26 protein-coding genes are annotated in these 25,702 nt (G+C 58.7%); 7 read left to right on the top strand and 19 right to left on the bottom strand.

The genetic code is table 11. The features are described from left to right. Positions 1-240: 240 nt before the first annotated feature. Positions 241-1,518: a porin gene (locus V1289_RS35765; RefSeq protein ID WP_334403285.1), complete on the bottom strand. Its 1,278-nt coding sequence runs from the start codon at positions 1,516-1,518 to the stop codon at positions 241-243. Between the two features lie 438 nt (positions 1,519-1,956). Here V1289_RS35765 and V1289_RS35760 point away from each other — a divergent pair, with 438 nt between their 5' ends. The 3 genes from V1289_RS35760 to V1289_RS35750 all read left to right on the top strand — a co-directional run bounded on the left by V1289_RS35760 (position 1,957) and on the right by V1289_RS35750 (position 6,283). Next, positions 1,957-3,075, top strand: coding sequence for an IS110 family transposase (locus V1289_RS35760; RefSeq protein ID WP_334403283.1), 1,119 nt, complete (start codon positions 1,957-1,959; stop codon positions 3,073-3,075). A gap of 927 nt (positions 3,076-4,002) precedes the next feature. Beyond that, positions 4,003-4,218, top strand: a complete 216-nt coding sequence (locus V1289_RS35755) for a hypothetical protein (protein WP_334395534.1) — start codon at positions 4,003-4,005, stop codon at positions 4,216-4,218. Next, positions 4,208-6,283 (top strand): recombinase family protein, encoded by a 2,076-nt coding sequence (locus tag V1289_RS35750; RefSeq protein ID WP_334395533.1) that lies wholly within the window; start codon positions 4,208-4,210, stop codon positions 6,281-6,283. Before V1289_RS35755 ends, V1289_RS35750 begins: the two co-directional genes overlap by 11 nt. An 11-nt stretch (positions 6,284-6,294) precedes the next feature. On the opposite strand, the gene V1289_RS35745 is transcribed toward V1289_RS35750, so the two are convergent. From V1289_RS35745 to V1289_RS35710, 8 genes are all read right to left on the bottom strand, one after another. After that, positions 6,295-6,468, bottom strand: coding sequence for an integrase core domain-containing protein (locus V1289_RS35745; RefSeq protein ID WP_334403281.1), 174 nt, complete (start codon positions 6,466-6,468; stop codon positions 6,295-6,297). A 69-nt stretch (positions 6,469-6,537) separates the two neighbouring features. Further along, a complete protein-coding gene (locus V1289_RS35740) occupies positions 6,538-6,867 on the bottom strand; it encodes a hypothetical protein (protein ID WP_334403279.1) in 330 nt (109 codons plus the stop codon). 417 nt (positions 6,868-7,284) lie between these two features. After that, positions 7,285-9,768 carry a two-component system VirA-like sensor kinase gene (locus V1289_RS35735; protein ID WP_334403278.1) on the bottom strand — a complete coding sequence of 828 codons (2,484 nt, stop codon included), beginning with the start codon at positions 9,766-9,768 and terminating at the stop codon, positions 7,285-7,287. Next, entirely contained in the window at positions 9,765-10,682 is a 918-nt protein-coding gene (locus tag V1289_RS35730) for a cytochrome-c peroxidase (protein ID WP_334403276.1), read from the bottom strand. Before V1289_RS35730 ends, V1289_RS35735 begins: the two co-directional genes overlap by 4 nt. A gap of 268 nt (positions 10,683-10,950) precedes the next feature. Further along, on the bottom strand, positions 10,951-11,211 hold the full coding sequence (locus V1289_RS35725; protein ID WP_334403274.1) for a hypothetical protein: 261 nt from the start codon (positions 11,209-11,211) through the stop codon (positions 10,951-10,953). A gap of 334 nt (positions 11,212-11,545) precedes the next feature. After that, positions 11,546-12,271, bottom strand: a complete 726-nt coding sequence (locus V1289_RS35720) for a response regulator (RefSeq protein ID WP_334407806.1) — start codon at positions 12,269-12,271, stop codon at positions 11,546-11,548. Between the two features lie 139 nt (positions 12,272-12,410). Next, positions 12,411-13,418: a helix-turn-helix domain-containing protein gene (locus tag V1289_RS35715; RefSeq protein WP_334403272.1), complete on the bottom strand. Its 1,008-nt coding sequence runs from the start codon at positions 13,416-13,418 to the stop codon at positions 12,411-12,413. 239 nt (positions 13,419-13,657) lie between these two features. Then, positions 13,658-15,256 carry a class I adenylate-forming enzyme family protein gene (locus tag V1289_RS35710; RefSeq protein WP_334403271.1) on the bottom strand — a complete coding sequence of 533 codons (1,599 nt, stop codon included), beginning with the start codon at positions 15,254-15,256 and terminating at the stop codon, positions 13,658-13,660. A 147-nt stretch (positions 15,257-15,403) separates the two neighbouring features. On the opposite strand from V1289_RS35710, the gene V1289_RS35705 reads away from it, so the two are divergent. After that, on the top strand, positions 15,404-15,715 hold the full coding sequence (locus V1289_RS35705) for an aminotransferase class I/II-fold pyridoxal phosphate-dependent enzyme (protein WP_334403269.1): 312 nt from the start codon (positions 15,404-15,406) through the stop codon (positions 15,713-15,715). Here the strand turns inward: V1289_RS35705 and V1289_RS35700 are convergent. The 7 genes from V1289_RS35700 to V1289_RS35670 form a co-directional block, all read right to left on the bottom strand. After that, positions 15,667-15,942 carry an SDR family NAD(P)-dependent oxidoreductase gene (locus V1289_RS35700; protein WP_334403267.1) on the bottom strand — a complete coding sequence of 92 codons (276 nt, stop codon included), beginning with the start codon at positions 15,940-15,942 and terminating at the stop codon, positions 15,667-15,669. The two genes, V1289_RS35705 and V1289_RS35700, sit on opposite strands and share 49 nt — an antisense overlap. Positions 15,943-15,978: 36 nt before the next feature. Then, positions 15,979-16,779: an SDR family NAD(P)-dependent oxidoreductase gene (locus V1289_RS35695; RefSeq protein ID WP_334403265.1), complete on the bottom strand. Its 801-nt coding sequence runs from the start codon at positions 16,777-16,779 to the stop codon at positions 15,979-15,981. 65 nt (positions 16,780-16,844) lie between these two features. Further along, positions 16,845-18,062, bottom strand: coding sequence for an ABC transporter substrate-binding protein (locus V1289_RS35690; RefSeq protein ID WP_334403263.1), 1,218 nt, complete (start codon positions 18,060-18,062; stop codon positions 16,845-16,847). 46 nt (positions 18,063-18,108) lie between these two features. Beyond that, a complete protein-coding gene (locus V1289_RS35685) occupies positions 18,109-18,906 on the bottom strand; it encodes an alpha/beta fold hydrolase (RefSeq protein WP_334403261.1) in 798 nt (265 codons plus the stop codon). 12 nt (positions 18,907-18,918) lie between these two features. Further along, positions 18,919-20,088, bottom strand: coding sequence for an LLM class flavin-dependent oxidoreductase (locus V1289_RS35680; RefSeq protein ID WP_334403259.1), 1,170 nt, complete (start codon positions 20,086-20,088; stop codon positions 18,919-18,921). 167 nt (positions 20,089-20,255) lie between these two features. Next, positions 20,256-20,744: a MarR family winged helix-turn-helix transcriptional regulator gene (locus tag V1289_RS35675; protein ID WP_334403257.1), complete on the bottom strand. Its 489-nt coding sequence runs from the start codon at positions 20,742-20,744 to the stop codon at positions 20,256-20,258. Between the two features lie 234 nt (positions 20,745-20,978). Then, positions 20,979-21,587: an NADPH-dependent FMN reductase gene (locus tag V1289_RS35670; RefSeq protein WP_334403255.1), complete on the bottom strand. Its 609-nt coding sequence runs from the start codon at positions 21,585-21,587 to the stop codon at positions 20,979-20,981. A 131-nt stretch (positions 21,588-21,718) separates the two neighbouring features. Between V1289_RS35670 and V1289_RS35665 the strand changes: the two genes are divergently transcribed. The 3 genes from V1289_RS35665 (at position 21,719) to V1289_RS35655 (ending at position 23,625) form a co-directional block, all read left to right on the top strand. After that, complete coding sequence (locus tag V1289_RS35665; protein WP_334403253.1) at positions 21,719-22,120, top strand: hypothetical protein; 402 nt, start codon at positions 21,719-21,721, stop codon at positions 22,118-22,120. Between the two features lie 315 nt (positions 22,121-22,435). Beyond that, positions 22,436-22,873, top strand: coding sequence for an acyl-CoA dehydrogenase family protein (locus V1289_RS35660; protein WP_334403252.1), 438 nt, complete (start codon positions 22,436-22,438; stop codon positions 22,871-22,873). 65 nt (positions 22,874-22,938) lie between these two features. Next, positions 22,939-23,625: an acyl-CoA dehydrogenase family protein gene (locus tag V1289_RS35655; RefSeq protein ID WP_334403251.1), complete on the top strand. Its 687-nt coding sequence runs from the start codon at positions 22,939-22,941 to the stop codon at positions 23,623-23,625. Between the two features lie 127 nt (positions 23,626-23,752). Here V1289_RS35655 and V1289_RS35650 read toward each other — a convergent pair whose 3' ends face one another. From V1289_RS35650 to V1289_RS35640, 3 genes are all read right to left on the bottom strand, one after another. Further along, on the bottom strand, positions 23,753-23,998 hold the full coding sequence (locus V1289_RS35650; protein WP_334403249.1) for a hypothetical protein: 246 nt from the start codon (positions 23,996-23,998) through the stop codon (positions 23,753-23,755). 13 nt (positions 23,999-24,011) lie between these two features. After that, positions 24,012-24,470, bottom strand: a complete 459-nt coding sequence (locus V1289_RS35645; protein ID WP_334407804.1) for an SDR family NAD(P)-dependent oxidoreductase — start codon at positions 24,468-24,470, stop codon at positions 24,012-24,014. 408 nt (positions 24,471-24,878) lie between these two features. After that, entirely contained in the window at positions 24,879-25,436 is a 558-nt protein-coding gene (locus tag V1289_RS35640) for a phosphorylase family protein (RefSeq protein ID WP_334403247.1), read from the bottom strand. Positions 25,437-25,702: the final 266 nt, after the last annotated feature.

Raw genomic sequence — 25,702 nt, 5'->3', positions numbered from 1 at the left:
CCAACGCGGCGCAGGCGGCCCAGTGTCGGTCCCGTTCTTGGTCAACCGTCAATCCCGTTGGGTCCGACCGGCGCAAGGCCCCCTCGGCCCGTCGTGCTTGGCGCAGGGTCATTTGGGTCAGCGCCGCTGTCTGAAGCACAGCCCAAAGATCGGTCGTAGCCGGCTTTCAGAAGCGGAAGCGCAATCCGACGGTGGGCGCGATGTTGTTGCGCTGGAGAAAGCCGTTGGCCAATCCGCCATTCACTTGCGTGAACATGATCCCGGAATAGAGATCCCACTTTGGTGCAAACCGCCAGTCGACAACGGCAGAGATCGCGTCGAACGTCCCGGCGCATTGCGAATGCTCGGTACCAAAGCAGGGGGCGGGCCCGCCGGCGGGCGGCCGAAGAAAGAATTCTGGATATAGTGGTAATAGGCGCCGATCACATCCAGGTTTTCGGTAACAGCGTACTTGGCGCCGGCCCACATGACCTGGAACGTCTTGTTACCAAGACCGTTCACGCCGAAGGCGGTATTGTTGATATTCGTGTTGTTGATCGCATCACAACCCATACAAAGAAAGCTTCCCGAGATATCGGTAAAAGCGGTCTGCGGATTGCTGGGCGCCATATATCGAATATGTTCGTAACCGGCGTACACCTTCAGCGGTCCGTCCGTGTATTTGGCCACAAGCATCACGGCTTCATTGTCGGAGATCGTCGCTGTGAGCGTCTGTGGCAAAAACGGGGGTATCGGCACGCCATTGGCGTCATTGCTTCCCGGCGCAAGTGCCAGCGACACGGAATCTCTGACATGGCTGTAAATTGCGTCGACCGAGAGCACACCTTGGCCCCACGGTGAGATATCGCCGCCGACCTGGAACTGGTATGCGCCATTCGAGGCATTGTTCTGGGCGTAGCCGCCGAACTGCCACAGCGCCGCCGCCCGGAATTGGCCGACATTGATCCGATATTTCAGTGACGTCGAGTTTCTGCAGTTTTCGGTATTGCCGCCGCCGCAGGTTATTCCCTGAAAGCCGATGGGTGAGAATCCGTAAGAGGCGTCGAGCGGATCGTAGTCGAAGACAGCATCCAGGGTCAGCGAGTTCTGTCGGAAAACGGTCAGGGTGCCATAGGTCGGAGAACTGACGCCGACATAACCCTGGCCGTTGAACCACTGGCCCGCTCGGCTTGAATCGGAGTAGGCGGTTGCAAAATTTTGGGGGATGCCGGCGTTCGCAGCAATCGCTCCCGGTCCACTGGAGAATCGCAAGGAATACGGGTCGAAGCCAGCGTCCAGAGCAAAGACAACAGAGACGTTCCCGCCGATCGGCTCAGTTCCTTTGATTCCAATGAATGAATTGGACAACGCGTTGGGTGCAGGGCCCCACAGCGCCGAGTTGTTCTGTTTCTGAATTAAGTAAGAGGCTCCGACAGCAGATCGCGGGTCCCACGGCGCGCCGTGACTCTGCCAGCCGAACCCCGCGTCAATCGTGCCGTAGACCGTGATGCCCCGCCACGTCACAGTCCGTGGAAACAAAGCTCCAACCGTCCGTGCACGCCTTGGGCGCGGAAGCCGCCGTTGCTGCGGAAGGCCCGGTCGGGGCGGCGTCGGCGGCCCACGCCTCCACTCCGCAGGAGACGCTAGCGGCCGCGAGGATCACTGCAGCAAAAATGCCGAGCTTTGCCATGCGGGCCTCCCTAGCTCACCAACGATTATGACCTGGTAAAGTTGGTCGGCAAGACAGAACCGGCGCCATATGTGATGATGCCAGAAAATTCCGATCCGAGTGGCAGCCGCGCCACAGTCATCTTAGAAGGCCCAACGGGTTCGGAGGCGACAGTTGCTGTGGAGCAACCGCCGACGAGAGTGAGCTAGACTGTATGTCCCTCCACAAAATGAGGCGACTCACCCTCGATGTTGCGACGAGGGTTGCCCGGATGGACCGGGCAGAGCCTCAAACAAGGAGGGCGAGTCATGGGTCATCATACCGAGGTCTTTGTCGGAATCGATACGTCAAAATCGCGCAATGCTATAGCCATTGCCGATGGCGGCCGTGGCGGCGAGGTCCGATATCTCGGGGAGTTTCCTGCCACGGAGGCAGCGATCCGAAAGCTGGTGGCAAAGCTTGCAGCGAAATGCTGTCAGTTGACGTTTTGCTACGAAGCAGGGCCAACAGGATATGGTCTCTACAGACTGCTCAAGAGCCTCGGCCATAACTGCCTGGTGGTGGCCCCCTCGCTCGTTCCGAAGAAGGCCGGCGATCGAGTGAAGACGAACCGGCGCGATGCGGTAAGCCTCGCCAAGCTGTTGCGCGCGGACGAGCTTACGGCGGTGTGGGTGCCGGACGAGCGCCATGAGGCCATGCGCGATCTCTCGCGCGCCCGTCAGGCAGTGAAGAAGGACCTCCAGGGCAAGCGTCAACAGATCTCGTCATTGATGCTGCGGCTGGGACGCATCTATCCGGGCAAGACAACGTGGGGACCAGCCCACATGAGATGGCTCATGTCGCAGAAGCTCGAGCATCGTGAGCAGCGCATCGTATTCGAAGAGTTACTTGAGGGGATACGCCAGGAAAGTGAGCGGATGGAGCGTTTGGAAGATGCCATCCGCGAGGTAGTACCCGAGTGGTCGCTCGCCGAGGTTGTGTCGGCCCTGCAGGCGGTGCGTGGGATTGATCTCATTGCGGCTGTGGGGGTGCTGGCCGAGATCGGTGATCTATCCCGCTTTCAAAATCCGCGCGAGCTGATGGGTTATCTGGGTCTGGTGCCCACAGAAAACTCGACTGGCGACCAGGTCAAGCGAGGCGGCATCACCAAAGCCGGTAATGGGCGGGCGCGACGTATTCTTGTGGAGGCGGCCTGGAGCTATCGATATCCGCCGCGCGTGAGCCGAGACAAGCAGCCAAAGGTGGAGGCCGCACCGAGAGTCGCGCGCGAGATTGCGTGGAAAGCGCAAACCAGATTGTGCGGACGCTTCCGCTCACTCGAGCGGAAGGGCAAGCGGCGAACCGTAATCGTCACGGCGATTGCCCGAGAGCTATCCGCCTTCATTTGGGCGATCAATCGCGAGCTCATGCCACCTCGACAGGCGTGACATCGTTGGGGGCTGTGGGACCGCTCGAGTCGTGAGGTGCGCTCGACCGGCCCACAGCCCCCTTTGTTGCAATCAAGATCAGGGGGGCAGTGCAGACATTAATCGTGCAGAGGTGAAGGTGGGACCACAGCAGGGGAAATCCTGAAATCCATTATGTGGCCGATCATCCGATCGACGCCCGACGCTAGACCAGGGACAGCCCCAGACGAAAAAACGGAAATGCGGTATCCAACCCGCGCATCAGAGCCTGTTCACCGACGTCTTTGAGTCCCGCCTTCTCCTCTGCACGATCTATCGGTGCAAGGACTTCACGATGAGTCCTCGTGGAGATGGGAAACCGTGCGCTGTGTGCTTGACTGGGGACATCAGAATGGAATGGTCCGACCGTGCTCCGGCCCTGCTAGCACGAGAAGCTGGTAAGGGGCTGTGTGTACCGAAAACTTAAGCTCGGGCGTAGTGGTGGTGAAGTCCGCCAAGGATGGCGTGTGATTTGATGCTTCCGATTCGCTGAATTTGGCGAGTGACCGGCGCATCCTTGTTCAAGGAACGATGTGTTCTGACGCTATTGTACAACACGACGACGGAACGCCCACGGGATCGCGGAGTACGAGCTTCTTTATCCGTGGCATCCTTGGGCCGGCTGCCTGGTCCATATTCATGAGGTGGTTGAGAAGGCTGGCAGAGAGGTTTTCCGTTGCAGCCTCTCTGGTCGGGCATCTGCGCGATGGCTGGAGATTCCGGCCTGGATGTTCGATCGGGCGGCTCGCGCGACCTGGCGTGTTGGCGCCACTCCCTATGTTGAGCTTGCGGTGCTCACCGCCTTGGCAACGCTGCTGCAGGATGTGACGTCGGTTTCTGGCGCACCATCGCAATTGCGGGATTCAAGCGCAGCATTGGGCTCTCACGACGCGAATCGGGGAGATGTCCATGCGCCCGCCTACCGCTCACCGCCATCCTCACAGCAATGCACGTCAGTTCGATCTGTTCTGCGATCCGCCCACCGCCGCGGCGCAGACGCCGCAATGGCAGGCGTTGCCCGCCGAGACGCGCCATACGCTGACGAAGCTGATGGTCCGCCTGATCTTCGGCCACGCCGACGGCGACCTCGCTCGGGGACGGGAGGAGATGGGTCATGATGTCTGAGAAGATCAGGCCGCATCATCTGGAGCGAAAGGCGATCCTGTATGTACGGCAGTCCTCCGCCCATCAGGTTCTCCACAATCGCGAGAGCAGCGCCTTGCAATATGCGATGCGCGATCGTCTGACGGCGCTGGGCTGGTCTCGCATCGAAACGGTCGATGACGATCTCGGGCGCTCGGCGGCAGGCGGCGTCGCGCGCGCCGGCTTTGATCGAATGGTGGCCGAGGTCTGCCTGGGCAAGGTCGGTGCGGTCGCGGCGCGGGAAGTCTCGCGTTTCGCCCGCAACAGCCGTGACTGGCAGCAGCTGATCGAGATGTGCCGCGTCGTCGATACCGTGCTGATCGATCAGGAGACGGTCTATGCGCCGCGTCAGGGCAACGACCGGCTGTTGCTGGGATTGAAGGGCAGCCTCAACGAGTACGAGCTCGATCTTCTGCGCCAGCGTTCGCTGTCGGCCCGCTATGAGAAGGCCCGGCGCGGCGAACTCATCGTCGCTGCCCCGGTCGGCTTCGTGAAGGTCGGCGACAGGCTCGAGAAGGATCCCGATCGCCGTGTCCAGGAGGCCATCATCCTCGTCTTCGACAAGGTGGCCGAACTCGGCAGTGTCCGGCAAGCCCTGCTCTGGTTCATCGAGCATGGGCTGGACTTGCCCGCCAAGCGCCATAATGGTGACGTGGTCTGGCGCAGGCCGCACTATACCACCATCCACCGGATGATCGAGAACCCGATCTACGGCGGCGCCTACGCCTATGGTAAGAGTCGTGTCGCGACAGGATATGATGCAGCCGCAGGCGTGATCCGACCCAGGAGCCGTCGTAAGGCGCGAGCCGAATGGCTGGCGCTGATCCCAGGCGTCCATGAGGGTTACGTCAGCTGGGAGCGGTCGGAGGCGATCCGCAAGATGGTGAGCGACAACTTGCCCACAGGCCGACATCACGGAGCGCCGAAGCACGGCGACGCTTTGCTCGCCGGCCTTGTCCGCTGCCGGCGTTGCGGACGCAAGCTGATGGTCCGCTACACAGGCACCAAGCATAACATTCCGCGCTATTCCTGTTGGCGGGGTTCGCTCGACAATGGCGAGCCACGCTGCATCGCATTCGGAGGATTGCGTGTCGACGACGCCGTCGAGGAAGCTCTTCTGCGGGTTGTCGAACCGGCAGCGATAGCTGCGGCCGTCGAGGCCGAAGCCCAAGCGGCCAGCCGCCGCGATCAGGTTCGTGATGCGCTGGCGCGCGACCTCGAGGCGGCGCGCTACCGCGCCGATCGGGCATTCCGACAGTATGACGCCATCGATCCGCAGAACCGGCTGATCGCGGCGGAACTGGAGTTGCGATGGAACAGCGCGCTCACACGTGTAGGCGAGATCGAGACCAGGATTGCCGCGCATGATGCCTCGACATCGGAACCATCACGCTCGCCAGGACACGTCGCCGCGCTGGCCGCTGATCTCAAGGCTGTCTGGTCGGCGCCGCCGACCGACGCGAGGCTCAAGAAGCGAATCGTGCGCACCGTCATCCACGAGGTGGTCGCCGATATCGATGACGAAGCGTCAGAGATCGTTCTCCTGATCCATTGGATGGGCGGCGTTCATACCGAACTGCGCCTGCCGAGGCGTCGCCGCGGACAGCGCAACAGCATCTCCGCCGACATGCTCGCCGCCATCCGCCAGCTGGTTCTCATCGCCAATGATGATCTGATTGCCGGCATCCTCAACCGGAACGGCCTGGTGACCGGCCACGGCAATCGCTGGACACGGGAGCGGGTCACCGCGCTCAGGTCGCATCATAAGATCCCGGTCTTTCGACCGGTGCCGGATGGGAACGAGCCATGGCTCAATCTGAACAAGGCGGCGGGTTTGCTCGGAATTGCACCGAAGACGCTCAGGCTCGCCGCCGAAGCGGGCGAAATCGAAGCGGGGCATCCCCTGCCGGATGGTCCGTGGCTCTTCCGCCGATCAACCCTCGGCGAACCGGCCGCTCAGCGCATCGTTCATCGCGCGAGGCAGAACCCCAATCACCCCACGGGATCGCATCCAGATCGGCAAAACCTCTTCTCTTCAATCGCGTAGACGGATGGGTGTTATGAAACAGGATTGTAATAGTTGGCATAGGATTCCAGGACCCGGCGCAAATGCGCCTCGTCCAAAACGATGACGTGATCCAAACACTCACGCCGGGTCGATCCGATCAGCCGTTCGGCAAAGCCGTTCTGCCAGGGCGAGGCTGGTGCGGTAGGCTTGTCCCGGATGCCCATGGCGCGCAATCGGCGTGCGACGACGCTGCCATAGATCCTGTCCGATCGCGGATGAGGTGGCGCGGAGCCTCATCCCAAGGAAAGGCCTCCGTTATTTGACGTGCAACCCATTCTGCCAGTCGGATTTGCTGTGACGTTGATCCAGACGAGGTCTCTGCGGTCGAGCCCGACGATGACGAAGGCATAGAGCAGGTCGAAACCGATAGTTGGAACAACGAACAAGTCCATGGCGGCAATGTCCGGCACGTGGTTGCGCAAGAAGGTTCGCCATCCTTGGCTGGTCGGCCCCCGCCGCTTGACCATGTACTTGGCGACGCTCGACTGCGCGACCTCAAACCCGAGCTTGAGTAGTTCGCCGTGAACGCGTGGCGCACCCCAAAACGGATTTTCGACGCTCATCCGCCGGATCAACGCGCGCAGCTTCGTTTCGATCTGCGGTCGCCCTCCTTGTGGGCGGGACTTCCAACGCCAGTAGCAGCGAAAGCCGGCCCGATGCCAACGCACGAGCGTCTCGGGCCGGATGATTGTGAGAACCTCCAGGATTGATGGAAACCAGCGATACAGCTGGATAAAGAACCCGCGATCATTGTTCGTGAACCGGACGCGACCATGCAGCCTGCGCCTCAAGACAATCAACTGATGTCGAAGCACCGCGTTCTCAGCCTCAAGCCGCAACTTCGACTTGAATGGCGAGGCCAGGACGGCCAGAACGAAACAGAGCAGCCCGATCATTCCGCCAGCTTAGGTGATTCCGGGGCGTCATCAACACGGATAAAGTTTTTGGTATCCACAAGTAATAGGGAATTTTATACGCGACTATGATTGCAGTTGCGGGGCAAGGGAAGCCGCTAGGCAGCGAGACAATGCGCCGGCTAACTCCACAGACGTCAGCGGATGATGAACAACTTCGCGAATTCCCGAACCTGCCAGCATCGGAGCATTTAAATCCCGCGCTGAAGGTGTCGCCAGGATGATCGGCAGGTTGGGTGCAATATCATGCAATGCCGTCGCGAAATCGAGGGATGAAGTAGCTCCAAGTTGGTGACACACGAGCGCTGCATCAAAGCGAGCTCGCAGGGCATAGGCTTGCCGGGCCTCATGCAGCTCTGTGAAGCCGACCGGCTCATAGCCGAGGGCAGCCAGAATTTCCTCATGCCGCAGCAAGCGCTCGCGTTCCGTTTCAAGCACCAGCACCGTTTCGCCAGCGCCACGACCGGCCACGCCGGGCGCATATGGAGCGGATATTGGCTCATTGGATGACACAGCTGGAAGCCAGATGTCGAAACGCGTTCCAGCTCCAAGAGCGCTTTGCACCTCGACGGCTCCGTCGTGTTCTTGGACAATCTCACGAACCGTCGCGAGCCCTAGACCGTTACCATCGGGGCGCGTCGTAAAAAATGGCTCGAAGATGCGTTGCAGCATTGCTTCGTCCATGCCCCGCCCGGGGTCGGAGATCGAAATGGTTATGAAGCGACCGGGACCGATCCCAATCCGCCCAATCCGCAACACGTCTGTTACGTCCCGCACTCCAATCTGAAGCTCTATGAGACCAGGTTTGTCCATTGCTTGTGCCCCATTGTTGCAAACATTCAGGATGACCTGCTGCAATTGCGCGGGTTCCGCCGATACGACTGTCATCTCGGATGTCTCGCTCACCGTGATCCCGACATGGGAAGGTAACGATGCAGCGAGTAACGATTTCGTTTCCGCGACCAATGCCTTGATGCAAATGCGCTGCCGCCTCCCCTCGCCACGGCGTCCAAACATGAGAATCTGATCGACGAGCTCGCGAGCCCGCTCGCCGGCGCGACGAATTTCGGCAAGGTTGGCGGCCGGTTGCCCACCTGGACTGACCGGGGCATCAGCCATTTCCGTATAACCGAGAATGGCGCCTACGATGTTATTGAAATTATGGGCGATTCCGCTTGCGAAGGTACCAATAGTCTCCATCCGGCGGGCCTGTTGCAGTCTCGCTTCCAGGCGCTCCTTCTCCCGTTGGAGAAAGACCCTGCCGACCGCCTGGCCGATCGCATCGAACGCCATGCGAAGTAGCGAAACTTCAGCCCGCGGGATGAACGCTCCTGCGCGCAGCGCATCGAAGCCAAGTATCGCGTGTGTCCTGTTCGGACACGAGTTTGAGATGCAGAGCCAGCCTTGAAGGCCAGCGTCGACAAGTAGGTTGATCGGGGCGTCAAGATGCGCGGGCCTGACCTTCGGAACATGAATGATGCCGTCCTCACCTTGGTCAAAACGCGGAGCAAGCTCCGGCGCGCGCCCGGGCCAGCCTGGCGGAAATTCCGCGCCTTCGCGCGACCAGCGATAGATTTGCTTCGGCTCGCCGGCCACCAGGAAATAGGCGCGATCCGCGCCGACGCATCCGGCCAGTTTTTCGAGCGCGCTCTCGACATGTTCGGCGATCTGATGGTGTTGTGAATTGATGAATCGCGTCGAGATATCGGCGATCACGTGCTCAAACGCGGCACGCCGCCGCAAGGCGACTGCCCGCGCCCGCAATTGCAGCCCGAGATAGACCAGGGCGGCGAGCAGCATCAGCGACGCAGCGTAAAGCAGAATCCGGTATTGGCGGGCCGAGGCCCGCTCGGCCAGCTGATGTTTCATGATCAAGGAACGAACGACATCCTGCTCGCGGGTGCTCGCCGCGGCGTTAAGCGCCTTCAGCGTCGCGTCGGTCGCCGGCAGCAGGTCATGCAATATGCCCCCGTGCGCGACTGCCGCCTGTACCGACTCGGCTTCGCCGGGCTGACTTTGCAGACGCGCAAGTTGCTCCAGCCGGTCCTTGACCTCGCGCACCGCGTCCGGCGACGTATCGAGCGTGAGGTGCAGCATGGCGGACGAGAGCGTGCTGGCGGCGGCGGCCACCGGCCGGTCGTCCGAGGCGGCAAGACGGACGCTGAACATTCCAAAATATGCGAAAGAGTTCCGCAGCAATGCGTTCCTGCTCTTGAACTGCTCGACGAAGTTCCGCTGCCGGTCGGCACCTGCAGCCAGAACTTCGATTGCAGCGCTTTCTTCGGAATCCGTACCGGCTGCTTCCCGCAATCGATCAAGCGACTCGGCGTAGGCGTCGGTCATGCGCGCCAACGCGTCGTAGTTTCGTGACAAGCCGGCGCGTGCGGTCAATACCTCTCGATTCAATCCGCGCTCGAGTTCGGAACACTCGTCGAGCGCCTGGAGTTCACGATCGTAGCGAGCGTAATGCGGATATAGCCCGCTTAGGAGCAGCCAGGTGAGCAGCAACAGAAAAAACGCAAAGGCGATTACGATAGACGTAATCCTCATGGTGATGGTCCGACGGGCGCACCACGGTAGTTTCCGGTCAGGGTCTGGAGATAGCCAACGATCGCCTTCACCTGCTGGTCGGTCAGGGTTGAATTCAATTGAGCAAGACCCATTTTTCGAACGGCGTCATCGAGGGTTTGAGCGCTGCCGTCATGAAAATAGGGTGGCGTCGTCGCGACATTTCGCAGGCTCGGAACCCGCAGGATTTCGGGCTTTGGCGACGCCAGCGGATGGAAAATTCCATGTCGCTCGAAGAGATTGCCGCCGACATTTGCGCCCTGGTGGCACGAGACGCACCCCAGGGATTTAAATAGCCGATATCCATCCAGCTCCTCCGTCGACAACGCTGCTTCATCTCCTTCAAGCCAACGATCGAATCTGCTGCCTGGTGTCACCAGCGTTCGCTCGAAGCTCGCGAGGGCGTCCACGACATTCTTGGCGTCCGGGCCGCTACCGTAGGCTGCCATGAATTCCCGGTGCATGTCGGGATCCGCGCCGAGCTTTTCCGCCAGCGCGGAAATGCCGACGCCCATGACCTCTGGATTTTCCAATGCGGCTTTGGCATCCGACTCGAGGGTACGGAGTTTTCCCTCCCAGCCGAAGCGGAAGTTAAGCGCGGCGTTGAATATAGTAGGGGTATTCAGCGGAAGGCTTGAGCCGTCGATGCCGACGTCCTGGCTCTTTAAGCTCGCGCCATTTGTGCGGAGATCGTGGCACGACGAGCAACTGCGCGAATTGTCGTGTGACAGCCGGGGATCGCCGAATAGACGCTCCCCAAGTTTGATCTTCAGCGGGTCAATTGCGGGAGGCTCGGGAATGGGAGTGATAGGTTCCTCGGCGACGGTGCTGTTTGATTCAGGCGGTTGCACGAGCGACTGCGATGTCGCCGGAGAAAGTTGCAAGCTGCCCAGCATCAGTGCGCAAATCACGATTCCGCGACGTCGACGGGCGGTTCGCGCGATTCTGGGTTCACCAGGACTGGGCCACTGTAACAAAAATCTTCTGAACGACATACTCAGGGAGCTTTGGTCAGAGCGCGAATATTCCCCTCCAGACATTGATCCCGCCGTCTAGTCCATTTTTTCGTCATAACAGTGTTCTTGTGGCTGTGACGGTCTTCGGACGAACAAGCGACCCACTGCGTGGATGAAGCCGATTGCGGCGATCGCATAGTTGACGACATCAGCAATCACGACAGTACCTCACGACCTGCTCGATCTGTGATCGGTGCGGTATGCCGATGCCCCGCAACGTCTCGTCGTCCAGTTTCGTCAAGGCAGCGACGGCTTTCTTGATCTCGCGGTGGCGACGCCGATGCGCCCATCGGCTTGCAATGGCGCGCCAGGGCTTGGCCAGCCAATCCCGCAAGGTGATGCGTAGCTCGCGGCTCCGAACGCCGTTCCGTCTGGTGGCACCGGTCAGCGATCCAGATGAATTCAACATGAGATGCTCCCACAAACCGTTAGCGGAGGAAGGGTATTTGCCTCGCCGACCCGCGCGTCGAGCGCTTCCGTCGAGCTCGTACAGGTCGCCGCGATCACCAACCTGGCGAGCACATGAACAAACCATCGCATTTTCAGCTCCGCACCGACGCGGTTAGCAAAGAGGCCCCCTGATAGGCGACCAACGAAGGTAATGGAGAGGATTGGCGTTTCGGCAACATGAGATTCCCCGCGAACCGGTACGGAGACTCTGACGATGGCCGGTTACGGGATCATCACCGGGGTGGACAATACGGTTACAACCGCAATTGCACGGCGTCGCATTTTTATCACTTTCAGAACGGTTCGACGGGCAGCGCGAAGATATAGCCGACGCCGCGCTCCGTCTGGATCACCCGCGGTGCACTCGGATCGATCTCCAGTTTGCGCCGCAGCCGCAGGACCTGGACATCGATGCTTCGATCGAAAATATCCTCGTGAATTCGGGTGGCTTGCAACAAATGCTCCCGCGAGAGAGGCCGCTGAGGCGCTTCGAGAAAGGCCAGTAGCATCGTATATTCGCCTTTGCTCAGCGAGACCGGCGTCGCATTGGGATCGAGGAGTCTCCGGCCACGCCGTTCAAGCTGCCAGCCGTCGAATCTGTACCCGCCTCGCTCCGGATCATGGGCTCGTGCGACGCGCCCCATTTCCTGTCGCCGCAACACGGCACGAACGCGCGCAAGCAACTCCCTGAGGCTGAATGGTTTTAGGATGTAGTCGTCCGCACCGAGTTCGAGACCCACGATGCGATCGATTTCGTCGGGACGATGGCCGGTCGTGATGATCACCGGAACATCCGAATGAGAACGAATTTCTCGTAAAAGGTCCAGCCCATCGTCCTGACCGAGTCGCAGATCCAGAATTATCAGGCTGGGGACGGCCCCCGCAAAATGACGATTCAACTCTGTCCTGTTTGACGCGGACTTGGTCGGCAGGCTGTGATCTTCCAAGTACCTGATGACCATTTGCCGAAGCGATGGGTCATCATCAACGACGACGACATGACCGACATCTGAGAGCATGATTTGATCTCTCAATTTTTTTTCGTCACTAAGCTGTGGCGTCTCAATTTGAATTTCAGCGTTAAATTCTTTGCCAACTTCCGGTCGCAATTTCCGAACCGGGTTGCCGTCGCGCAGATCGAACCTAGCTCGCCGGAGGTTAAATGTCGCGAGCGGAAAGCGCACTTTCGGCAGGACCAGCGCGCACTGTTCCATCACTGGCGCATTTTCCATTTCCGGCGTGGGCGCCCGGCGGGTAACCAAACCGATGGCGGAATTTCCGCGCGAAATGTGCATAATCGCGAAAGCCGCTGGCATAGGCGATCTCGCTGAGAGGTTGGCCCGTACCCAGTAGCGCGCGGCGGTGCAGAAGACGGGCCGCGTGATCCAGACGGAGCGAATAGATGAATTCGCTGCAGGTGGAGCCGCGCTCCGTAAAGAGCTTTTGAAGGTAACGTAACGAGATTCCCGCTTCGGCGGCCACCTCGACGGGCCCAAAATCCGGATCGGAAAATCCGTCCTTGATCACGCCGCAGATGCGCGCGAACAGCTTGCCCGCAGGGCGAGTGATATGCCAGGGATCGGACGGCGCAAATAGCGCGCCGACGAGATCGTAGACGGCCAGCTGCATGTAGTCATCGGCAGACGTGAATGATAATGCGTTATCTGTGTCAGCATCGTGAACAAGACCGAAGAGCAAACGCCCGGCCGGTGTTCCGCTGTGCCTGCAAGAACCTCCTTGCGGCTCGAATCCAAGATGGGAAACCAGGGACCGACGCGGCAGACGAACAGATAGCCATTGCGCGCTGGTGTCGTTACGGAAGTATGTCACGGGCCGAGCCGCATCGACGAGTACGACGTCACCCGCAGCGAGTTGCACCGCCTGGTCGTTCTGAGTCATCGCTGATTTGCCAGAGACTTGAAATAAAGCATAATAATGCTCCGCCCCATCGAGGCGAATATCCCGGTGCGTCCTTTCGACCCGGTGAACGTTCCATCCAATATCGACTGCCGCGAGCCCGCATACGTTCATGGGACGAACCCAGCCGATAAAGGCGTTGTGCTCGATACCCTCTGGGTTGTATCGCCCGCAAATCGTGCGGAGCAAAGCTCTCCACGCCTCGAAATTCAATAGTGACGTGCTCGAAATACTGTCCCTCTCAGGCATCATCATCTCCGGTTTGGGGTGCTCCGGTTCGCGGGTTGCAGTGAACCCTTCAACTGGGTCTTTCTGCAGTCCGCATCGGCTAAGTGTCGGGGACGTGATGAATTGTGATCCGGCCCCTGTCCGAAATGTGCCTTGCTTCGGGCCGGCGCGGCTGGGACCGGATGAACGTGATGACGACGCAAACCGGCGATGCCGACGGCGGGTGGTGCCCGCCGTTTTTTGTTCACCTGTAGAAGCGCCTATCTATTTCGAGCGACGCGCCGGGCCGGCCGCTCGTCGGGCTGTTTCGGCAGCGAGAGCACACCTCGGATCTGGCCTGCCCTGTCGGTCCCGGCCGCCATGGTCTGCAACATGTTGCGATCGACTTTGCTCAGGGCGTTGCGGGGCAATTCGTCGAGGACCCTGAGACCCTCAGGGACCTTATAGGATGCAAGCCGCGTCGCGACGTTGCCGAGGATTTCGGAAACGATTGTGTCCCTCATCCCCTTTGCGAGCTTCACGAAACCGAACACTCGTTGACCGAGCACGGTATCTGGTATGCCCACCACTGCAGCTTGCTCGACCCCGGGATGGGCGGCTACCAGCGCCTGCTCAACTTCGACAGGCGAGATGTTGGTGCCGCCGCGAATGATGATGTCTTTCTTGCGGGACACGAACCAAAGGTCATCTCCCTCGCCGCGCCGCATCAGATCGCCGGTATGATACCAGCCGCCTTTTAAGCTCTCCTCCGTCGCCTGAGGATCATTCCAGTAACCAGCGAAGACGTTTGTCCCGCGAACCAGGAGTTCTCCAGCCTCGCCGTCGGCGACATCGGCACCATTTTCGTCGATCAACCTTATCCGCGCGCCCTTCACGATCCGCACCACCGGCCCGTGTTGCAGACCGAAGGTCAAAGAACCAATGACTTCCGTTGCACCCCAGATGTTGTAGAGGGGTGCGCCAAGGATCGAAGGGGCCCGCTCCTGAAAATCGATCGGGCACGCATCTGCTCCGGTCAGGCAGATGCGCAAGGACGCCAGATCGCGCGGCCGAGTTCGCTGGCACTCGAGCAGTGCCGCATACTGGGCCGGAAAACCGACACACCAGGTGCAACGATGACGTTCAATGGAGTCGAGGACGCTGTCGGCGTCGAAGCCCTCAAGCAAGACGAAAGGAGCACCGAACTGAATATAGGACAGGAAACTGAAGAGCCCGCTGCTATGCGCCAAGGGCAAGGATTCGATCATGACATCGTCGTTCGAAAATCCCCAATGCCTGATGACCAGGTCTACCGATTCAGATAGCGTTGTCGGCGTGTGGATGACGAATTTGGGCTGACCGGTCGTCCCGGATGTGTTGATCAGCACTGCCGGTTTGTACTGGGCCGGCGAGTTCGGCAAAGTCGCATCGGTGGCCTCGTCGAATAACGCCTCCCACGGCTGGACGCCGTGCTCTTCAAAGGTTCCGTTGACGACAAAGCGCCTGTCAGGCTCAAGGATTGAGGCGTCAACCGGGGCGACGTTCTTGTAGAGGTCGATCTCGCCGATGTAGAGCGTGGGTTTCAGTCGTTGCAGCATGGGAGCGAGTTCGGCGAATGTAAACGCGGTTCGCAATGGCGCGGCGATAGCCCCCAATTTGAAGCAGGCATAATAGGCGACGACCATTTCGGGCCTGTTCATCATATGAAGGGCGACGCGATCACCCGGTTCGACGCCGTGCGCCGCCAGTCCGCGCGCGAGGCGTTCGGCTTCGTCCGCAAGCCGTTCGTATGTCCACACCTCTTCGTGAAAGATGAAGGCCGCGCTTTTTGGCCGCGTTTGTGCATGGTGCAGTAAAGCACCTGTTGGAGTCGTTTTCATTGGCTGGTCTCCCGTTGCTGATAGGCGGCACCCAGATTGGACGGGCTCCGCTACCGCGCTATTTCAGTCTCGGGAAAACGGTTGCGATTGTAGGCGAGCGACCAAACACATGGCGACGCTGTCTGTCAATCGGCGTTCAAGTCGCGCTTGGCGGCGGCGCTGGCGGCGAGTTCATCTATTATAGGGCGCTCGTGGACGCCGTGGCGCTTGGTGGCGGTGGTCGTCGGCATTCCGCTCAACGCCCATCTCGAAAACGATCTGCCTGCTATTGCAGCACGAGTGACCGCTCGCACCCGGGCGATCTACATCGTCAATCCTCATAATCCCACCGGTACAGCCAGTGAGACCCTTTCGTTCAAGGCTTTCTTGGCCGAGATGGCCAAGCAGACAACCGTCATCGTCGACGAGGCCTATCTCGAATTCGAACCTGACAACTCTGAATGGGCATCTGGCTTCTGACTTCTTTGATCCCGATCGGCAACGTCGACCGTTTTGTTCAGGACATCTGCCCCGGCTCTTCTGAGCCGATGGGCAGCCTCTTCAAGGCCGTGCTGGTCAAGATCGAATAACGCAACATGGGCGCCATTTTCCACCAAGGCCTCGGCGATTGACAGGCCCAGCCCGCTCGCTCCACCCGTCACAATCGTCGTTTTTCCGGATAGGTCGAACAGATTGGGATAGCTCATGGCACTTTCCTCGGCCCGCCTGCCGTTAGAGGTTCATTAGGCCGTCAGTCCGCCGTCGACGACCAGTTCGGCACCAATCATGTAAGAGGAATCTTCGCCGGCAAGGAAGCACACAACGCCGGCTACTTCTTCGGGTCTGCCGATCCTTCCGATCGGATATTTCTCGATCATTTCCGCTCGAATCGCCTCGATATCCTTGCTTGAATTCGCTCCACGCATGCTTTCGAACAGCGGCGTCGTCAGGCTGGTATCGATCAGGCCCGGATAAACCGAATTGACCCGTATTCCATATCTGCGTTTGGCGAAATCGAGTGCGACCGCCTTCGAAAACAGCCGCAGACCGCCTTTGCTCGCCGAATAGGCCGGCATGCCCGGCGATCCAACCAGCGCGGAGACCGACGCAATATTGATGATCGATGCCCCCGACGGCGATCGTTCTGCGCGTTCGCGCATAGCATTCAACGATTCCTTGATCCCGAGAAATGCGCCGTTGAGATTAACATTGATATCGGCATTCCATTCATCGACGGACACCGCCTCAAGCGGTTTGATATGTGCGACACCGGCATTATTGACTAAAATGTCGAGACCACCGGCAACACGCAGCGTTTCTGCGACCGCAGACCGCCACTGCAATTGATCGGTGACATCGAGCTGGATCGGCAGACACCCCGCTCCCACTTGCCTGACCTGCTCGGCAACCTTACTCGCATTGTCAAAATTCAAATCTGCAGCGACGACGAATGCGCCTTCCTTTGACAGGCGATGACAGATCGCGGCTCCAATTCCCCCGCCGGCGCCAGTGACCAACGCTACCCTCTTTTCAAGAGACGGCATTGATTTTCCTCCCCGGAGGACAACTGGACACACTCAAATCGCGCTTCGTGCACATCGGCAGTCGACTACTTGCTGTCTATGATCGAACCAAACGGCTCGAATCTTTGACCATCGAATTTCACCATCTGAAGCTGATCGATCGGAGAATAGTCAGTGGGACTGGTCTTGATCCTGATGCCAGGGAAATAGACGTCGATCTTCAAGTCCAGACTGCTCATCTGTTTCATGATGTTGTCGCGCGTAAGATTGTCTCCGCATTGTCCGAGCACCTGAACGAATGCTTTTGCGGCTCCGTAGCCGAACACGGTGGTGCCGTTCTCCTGGTCGCCGTCCGGATAGTATTTTGACATGAAGGCTCGAAATTCCTTCACGGCCTCGTCATCTTTCCATTGCGGATCGGCGGCGTCCTTCAAGTAGACCGCGCTGATGATATCCCTAGAAGCATCCACACCGGCCGCATTCGTGGTTGACGCCGTCGACGCCGCTGCATTGCTGAGAAACTGAATTGGCTTCCATCCGAGATCGGCGATCTTCTTGATCGCCTGGGCGGCGAATTTCGGTGTGCCGAGATTGATGAAGATATCAACTCTGGCCGCTTTAATTTGCACTACCTGGGAATCCACCGTTGGCGATGTCAGTTCGTAGGGCAGTTCCAGCCTTATCTTCTTCGACGCGTCTGGTCCAAACGCTTCGTGGAAGCCGGCGAGGTAATCTCTTCCGGAATCGTCGTTCTGATACAGGATCCCGATCGTCTTGCTGGGATAATGCTCTTGGATGAATTTCGCATAGATCCGGGCTTCGTTCTTAAAGCCCGGCCACCAGGCCATGCTCCAAGGGTATTGCTCGGGATCGTCAAACCGGGCGGCGCCGCTCGATATGAAGATATGGGGAATTTTCTTCTGGTTGAGATACTTCTGAACGGCTGAGTTTCCCGCTGTCCCGACGATGTTGAACAGCACGTACACCTCGTCGGATTCCGCCAGCCTGCGCACCTGCTCGACCGTTTTCGGCGGATTGTAGCTATCGTCGTAGGAAATGAAATTGATTTTCCGGCCGTTGATACCACCCTGGTCGTTGATCATTTTGAAGTAAGCGGCTTCGGTTTTGCCGATCGCGGCGTAAGCCGATCCGGGTCCACTGTACGGCATCACGTTGCCGATCTTTATCTCGGAATCGGTTACGCCTACATCGTATTTCTTCTGCGCTACGGCGCTGGCGCTTCCCAGCGCAATTACGAACCCGGAAACGGCAAACGCTTCAAGCCAACGCATACGAGCCGTCATAGACGCTTCCCCCTGATTTCTCCTTCGGGTACTTCCGACGCTTCAGTCAGCTCGCGGCTTTCCTCAATGGCCTGTCGTCGGCGAGGAATGCCTCCAGTCGACTTACGGCCGCAGGTGCCTCGAAGAACAGCAAATGTCCTGCGCCCTCGAACGTATCGACCTCGCTGGTCGAAATAAGCGATGCCCAGACCTTTGCTTGTTCGATCGGAATGATCCGATCCTTGGTGCCCCACAGGATCAGAGTCGGCACTCCGATCTTCTTCAGCCAACGGGTAAGCTTCGGATCGTAATTTCTGTCCCACATGATACGCGCGAGTGACGTCAACTCGCGATACCGACCCACTCTCATGTCAACGGTCAAATCGGTGCTCGGGATCCGCGCCAGCGCGTCCGGTGACGAAACGATGTAAGCCGGCACCTGCTCTGCTCGAATTGTAAACATATCAGCAGTTGGATGCTCAGTGACCCGAAGGCCCGCAGGACAAGCCAGTGCGAGGCGACGTACGCGACGGTCATTCAACACTGTGAAAAGACTTGCCATCCAGCCGCCAAGAGAGTGTCCGATCAGATCAATGGGACTGCTCAAGTCGAGCTGGTCGAAAAGCGCGTTATAGTGGACCACATAATCCAGCATCGAATTGATTCCGGCGTCGTCGTCCGAGGCACCGAAGCCGGGATGTATCGGCACGATCAGTCTTCTGGACCGAGCCAACGGGAGAATATCCTGAAAACCGCTGGTCGTGCCAGCGCCATGCAAATAGACCAATGGTTCGCCGCTGCCCGCCTCGAGCACTTCGACACGAATTCCATCGACCAAGACCGCGCGCTTCGTAAAGACAGGCATTTTCGATCCTCGCTATTCGGCTGCGACTTGAAGTGCCAGAGATGTGAGCTTCCTGACGCGGGGAATCACCTCTTCGGCGAACAGCGTGATATTTTTCACTGCTTTCCAATGCGGCATGTCGCCGACATGCAGGTGCAGAATGATCTTGCTGCTTTGCGCTTGTTCGCACCAGAATGCGATGCGTTCGGCAACCTGGTCTGGCGTGCCGAGCACTGTTCGGTAGACAGACGTTAAACCCTCCCAGGTCACTTCCGTTTCCTGGATGGCTCCCGATTCCAAGCGTTTTCGCAGCCGTTCGACCGGCAGATAGCCCGGCGGCGAGTTCAGGTGAGAATCCGTTTTCAAGAGGTTCTTGAAGTAAAAGAGGATGTGTTCCTTGCCCTCTTCGATCGCCTTTTCTTCCGTCTCGGCGACAAAGGCCATCGCTGAAATGATAATGGATTCAGAGTCGGGCACATGGCCGTTTTTGGTGGCGGTCGCCCGGTAATTTTCGAATGACTTCAATTGCGCAGCAATTGGGGTGAACACCTGGGAGTATCCGAAACCCTTCTCGGCAGCGTAGTTGATTGTTTCCTCTGTTCCAGAACCGACGATATAAATCTTCGGATGCGGCTTTTGGTACGGAAGCGGGAATGGATTGAGATATTTGTATTGATAAAATTCCCCGTCGTAGCGACTGGGACCGGGCTGGGTCCACGCCTGCATCAGGATGTCCATGCCCTCGCGAAACCGCTCACGCGCGAAGCTCGGATTTATCGGATTGACCCAATATTCCATACCGGTCCCGAGCGGAAACGCGCATTCAAGCCGACCGCCCGACATGACATCGAGCATCGCATATTCTTCCGCCAGTCGATGCGGATACGTGAGGGCTATAGGGGTGCCGAACACGCAAATTTTCGCGCGCTCAGTAAGCAGTGCAAGAGCGCCTGCAATTACCGAGCACGAGGGCATCAGGCTGTAAAACGTCGCGTGGTGTTCGTTGACGACTAGGCCGTCGTAGCCCAGCCTATCGGCGAGCACGAGTTCATCGATATATTCCTTGTAGAGCTTGTGGCCGATCTTCGGATCGAATCGTCGATTGGGGATATCGACCCACTGCCCCTGCGGTCGACTCGGAGCGACGTCGGGATAAGGCATGAAATGCATAAAATAGAACTGCAGGGGTTGTAACGTCGACATCAGATTCTCTCCCGTGCGGCAGGCGCTTCAATGCTGCGCCCATAACATAGCATGCTATTATTAGTGACATGGCTGCGTCAAGCGGAATTGGATGAGACACGCCTATGTGAAACGCGTAGTCGCGTCAGTCACGGGAAGGCCGATCGAAAATAAAAAAGCGAGAATCTTTATTTTCGTCCGTAGCGATCAATGTTCAGGTTCTGAATCATGATTCCAGCTAGACGGAAAAACTGGTCGACTTCTGCTGCGGTAAGCCCGTCAGTCGCGAGCTTCTCAACTTCGTATGCTGCAGTGCGCATAATCTGACTGAGTTTTCGACCCTTGGCCGAAAGTGTAACGTGACTCCGCCGGCCATGATCGGGGTCGGGTTTGCGTTGAATGAGCCTATCTCGCTCCATACGCCGCAAGGTGATAGCCATTGTGGGCTGCTCGATTCCTATAAGACGCGAAAGCTCTGCCTGGGTTGATTCCGGCAATTGCATGAGCCAGGCGATGATCGGATAAACTCCCGGCAAGACGCCATGCCGCGCCGTTCGTTTTGATAAGCTCCAGACGATATTCCGCCCCAGGGTGTTGACGGCAAGACCGAGTATCTTTTGGTGGTCGATCGGGGCGTTCGGTTCCGCAGACTGGAGCGACTTGTTTTTTCTTGCCATTTCTCTTCCCGATAGAGGGTTTGCGCTGCTGAGGCCTAAGCAGCATGAAGCTATTTACCGTATAATGATGCCGGGGCAAGCAGCATCGAGGCGGCGAGCCGCATTGGAACGTGCTTAACGATCTGTATGATGGACCGGCTATCGTTGGCTGGGCGTGCAAGCTAGGTCTGTAGTGGCTCTACAACGACCACTCTCGGACTCACTCGACCATGTTTCTGCCGGGCGGCTGGGAAACTATCGGAATGCAATTCCGCGCTTGGCTCCGACCGACGATTCGCTATCAGCCTTGGCTCTTAGACGCGCAAAATCCACTACTTGCTGCGAGAGAATTTTCAGTTGCGTTTCAATTCGCGGAGAGATGCAATTGCCCTCAGCGTCGAACACCTGATCTGAGGTGACGATTGTAACGCCCAAGGGCGTCGGCCAACCCCGCAAAGCATGAACCACGGACCTGAGAGCAACAAGAGTTGTGACGGCCCCCTGTTCTCCGGCGGCCGTCACTACGCAACCGATGGGTCGGTCCTCCAGATAGGGGCGCTTATTGTTTCGCAGGTCTTCGGTGTAATCGAGCGCGTTCTTAACCAAACCTGACAAACCGCCGTGGTACCCGGGTGTCCCAAGGATAATGCCATCCGCCCTGCCCAGTTCCGCCGTGACCCGATTGGCCTTAGTATTCGATGTTGCGCCCGGGACATAGGCTGGCAGGTCGATGTCGCTTCCACAAAGCAGCAAGGTATCAGCCCCTTGTGATGCGGCGGCCCGTAGCGACAACGACAGCGCTTTTTCGGTGGATGAGCCTTCCCGGGTCGTTCCTCCCAGTCCGACGATATACGGTCTAAACATGGGTCAGGGCCTCCGGAAGGTTGCGCCGCAACACAAAAAGGTGACGCCGTAAGATAATCATAGTATACTATTATTATCCCAACCTGCAAATCACATCCAGCGGCGTGATTCTCGCCACGGAGATGCTCGCGATGACATCGCTTTCTTCACGATCGGCAACCAAGCGTATTGCCTCGCTGGTGACCGCCATCAATGTCTTGGTCGCAAGCGGATTTTCGATCGCTGGACTTGTCAGCCCGAAGTCGATACTGCCGGCGGACTACGCCCCGACCGAAGCCTCATTCATATTTGCGATGTACGCCGCAGCCCGTACCATTCCGCTCGCCGTTGTCGCTTTGATTGCGATCTACAAACGTTCGGAAACAGCCTTGCTGGTATTGGGTACATTGGCAGGTGTCATACAATTGCTGGATGCGGGGGTCGGGTTGTTCCAGCATGATCTGGGGAAATCAATCGGGCCTCTCGTCATTGCCGCATTCCAATTTTTCGCGGTGTACCTGTTGAGCAGGTCCGCTCGAAGCGGTGCGGAATAACGACCGGGACCTTCGGTGGTGCCGTCGCGTCGAGCCTATTGGTAGGTGGACCAAGCGCAGCCCGCTCGCGGCTCATGACTTCCAACGCTGCAAATTGGTCTTTTGAACTCATTGAGCTCCCCCAATAACTTCCCCAGTCTAGTCTGCTCCTTATGAAGGCAAACTGATACGTTCGTGAGTATGTTTCCGAACATTGATGGCTAAGCTTCCTTCCGCGCTCCCGACAGTTACAACCGTAACTTCATTCGCAAATGTCGAAACACGACGGAAACCTGAGCGCCGCGGAGCTGAACGATGACTCAAACAGCCCAACGTTTGCTCGCCGATATCCGGAAGTTGGTGCCCCACGTCACCTCGCGCGCAGCAGAGATTGAAACCGGACGGCGCATTCCGCTCGATCTGGTGGAAGCGTTAAGATCGATCGGCGTCTTTCGCATGTTCGTGCCTCAGAGTCATGGCAGGCTCGAACTCGATTTGCCAACGGCGCTGGAGGTCATCGGGGCACTCGGCAGACTAGACGGTTCGCTCGGTTGGACCGCGATGATCGGCGCCGGGTCCGCCATCTTCGTGCCTTACCTCCCGCGGGAAACCTACGATCAGGTCTACCGAAACGGCCCGGACATGATTATTGCCGCCTCGGCCCAGCCCACTGGGATGGCCGAGGCAGTGCCTGGCGGCTGGCGGATCAACGGACGGTGGCCGTTCATGAGCGACTGCCAGCACGCCGACTGGATTCTCGGTTCTGCATCGTGACCGACCGAAAGAAGCCGATACCCGGACCGGCCGGGACGGACGGCCCGCCAATGCTCGGGGGCTTCATGTTGCCGGTGCGTGACTGGCAGATCGAGGACACTTGGCACGTCGCAGGGCTCAAGGGTACGGGGAGCCATCATGTCACGCTCAGGGACACGTTGGTCCCAGCGGCGAATTCCTTCGATCCGGTGAACGGCGGACCATGTCAGCCGGGGCCGCTCTATCAAGCCGTGCTGCAACTTATTCCGCTGCTGCAATGCGCCTTCGCCGTCGGTATGGCCGAGGGCGCGCTCGACGAACTCGTCGAGCTCGCCAACACTGGGCGACAGCAGCAGCGGGCCGCCGTGGCAATGCGGGCTTCGGAGATATTCCAATACGAACTCGGCTGTATCGAAGCTGAACTCAGAGCAGCGCGGGCCCTTTGCCAAGCCCAGGCCCGCGCTCACTGGTGCCACGCGCTTGCCGGAACGCTGAATAATGATGCTCTCCTGGCACAAGGCACGCAAACAGCGATTTGGGTCACCGCGACCTGCGTTCGTGTCGTCGATGCATGTTTTGCTGCAGGCGGCGGCAGTGCGCTTTATGAGAGCTCGCCATTGCAGAAGCGAATGCGCGACCTTCACGTCGCGGCCCAACACGTGGGTGTGCAACAGCGACATTATGTAAATTCGGGCAAGCTGCTCCTGAACAGTCCCGCCGCCAAATCGAATATCGTCGGAACCCCCCCGGCAGAATCTCGCACCAAGAGGTAGGACGCTTCCTCTCTTTTCGATGCCTCACGAGACGGACGGCTCGGCAAAAAACGAACAATGTCATACGACAAAACACAGACCAAAAATATCACGACGAGACCGATGTGATGAATGGGCCTGCCAAGGCTCAAAAGGTTTCTGCATGTGGACGCACATCGAGCTCCTGCGACCAAGCAGAACGATGTTGCGTATGTAGATACCAATAGCTGTCGGCGATCACATCAGGGTGCAGCAGGCCGTCCGGCCCCTTCTGTTGTCCGATATCAGGAATCTTGCTAAAGATCTTATCGCCCTCGATGGAACCGTCGATGATGACGTGAGCGACGTGAATACCGCGTGGCCCGAATTCGCGTGCGAAGGATTGACTGACCATCCTGAGGCCAGCTTTAGCGGCGGCGAATGCAGCAAACGCTGCTCTTCCGCGAAGAGCTGCTGACGCCCCGGAGTAGATGGTAGCCGCGTGGTAACATGCGGCGGGCAACCTCTCGCCCGAAGATGAAGCCGCCGAGGCAACCGACCCGCCACATCGCCTCGAAATCTGTTGTTTTTGTTTCGAGCGGCGGCCCCCAAATCGCGTTGCCCGCATTATAAACGCCCACCTCAACAGGGCCGATGCTTTCCAGCCGGTCGAGAATATCGACCATTCCAGCCTCTTGTTGAGCGTCACCAGCTGCTGGGATCGCTTGGCCTCCAGCTGCCACGATTTCATCAACGATCACTTGGAGGGCGTCCGACGACCGCCCGGTTACTGCTACCTTATAGCCTTCCCGTGCGAAGCGCCTGGCAGACGCGGCGCCGAGTCCACGACTCGCCCCGACGCCAACTATCCAAGCGATTCGGCTCACATTTGTCACGGGCTTTCTCCGAGCAGTCAGCAAGTTGGGTTACGCTTGTAGGTGAGGTAAGGCCGGGAGACGATTTGTCGCCATCCGTCCAAATCTCCCTCGCCTTCCGACCGCATCCATGGCTATCCTCTCGCCATGCCTACCTACGGTCTCCCTCACGACAGCTTTGTTCGCGGGGACGACCCCTCCTTCGGTGACCTCTCCAATATACTCCACGAGACGAAGTTCGACATCCGAGCGCGCCTGAAATCCGCGATCGAAGGCTTACGGACCCGCGCCTGCGCCCGGGACCGCCGCCGCCCGCATGAATGCATCCAACTGTTGCGGAAGCTCCTCCTTGTCCGGGGAGACACCTTGTTGACTAAGTACTCAATATTCGCCAGCGCCTCACGATCGAAGGTCGAGACCTTACGTCAGCTTCTTCATTGCATCCCAGAACAGCTCCTGTCCGTCGGCGACATTGGCGGTCCAGTGCTCGGCGGCGAAGTCGTTGGCGTCGTCGGTGATGAACTTTAATGCGCGCCAGCGGACAGAGTGGCGCTGGCAAACATGGGCGATCGCGAATAGTTCCATGTCGACGATGTCGATATTGTTTTCGTTGAGCCACGGATCGCTCGATGTAACGAAGCTGTCGCCGGTCCCGCAGGTCACATCGCCATATCCTGACGAAAGCCTGTCGAGAGCGGGCGAGAGCGGCGTGCATCCGCGCGGCGCCAGCGGCATTGCCATCATGTCGCGCTGCACGACATGAGCCACTTCGACGAGGCCGCGCAGCTTTTCGCAGATCTTTCCGGCGGTGCCGTAGTTGATTATCAGCGACGGCCGCAGTTCCAGAAGCGCCAATGTCGCGGCGCTCGCCGCGTTCACCTTGCCGACGCCGCTGTAGATCACCTCGACGCCCTCGGGGGTCCGCGCCTTGTCGAGTTCGTCGTCGATCGCGGTCAGAACGAGAATCTTGCCGGTCATACGAAATAGCGCTCCAGCACGCTGCGATAGATTTTGGTCAGCTTCTCCAGATCGTGAAACCGGCGTACGCTCGTCGATCTGGTGCATGGTCTACCCGACCAGACCGAACTCGATCACAGGACAATAGTTTGACTACCACAGCGGCGGCTGCGAAGCCGCCGATTCCAGAGCCTATCACAATCGCGTGCTTGCCCATCGAAGCGACTGTCACGACAATCACCCCACGTCATTTCCTGCGCGTTATCGTCGGCCAACAGCGAAAGCCC

The sequence above is a fragment of the Bradyrhizobium sp. AZCC 2289 genome (assembly GCF_036924615.1).
In the GTDB taxonomy this organism is placed as follows: Bacteria; Pseudomonadota; Alphaproteobacteria; order Rhizobiales; family Xanthobacteraceae; genus Bradyrhizobium.
Note: the sequence above shows the minus strand (reverse complement) of the source record. Positions and strands in the feature narration are given on the sequence as shown.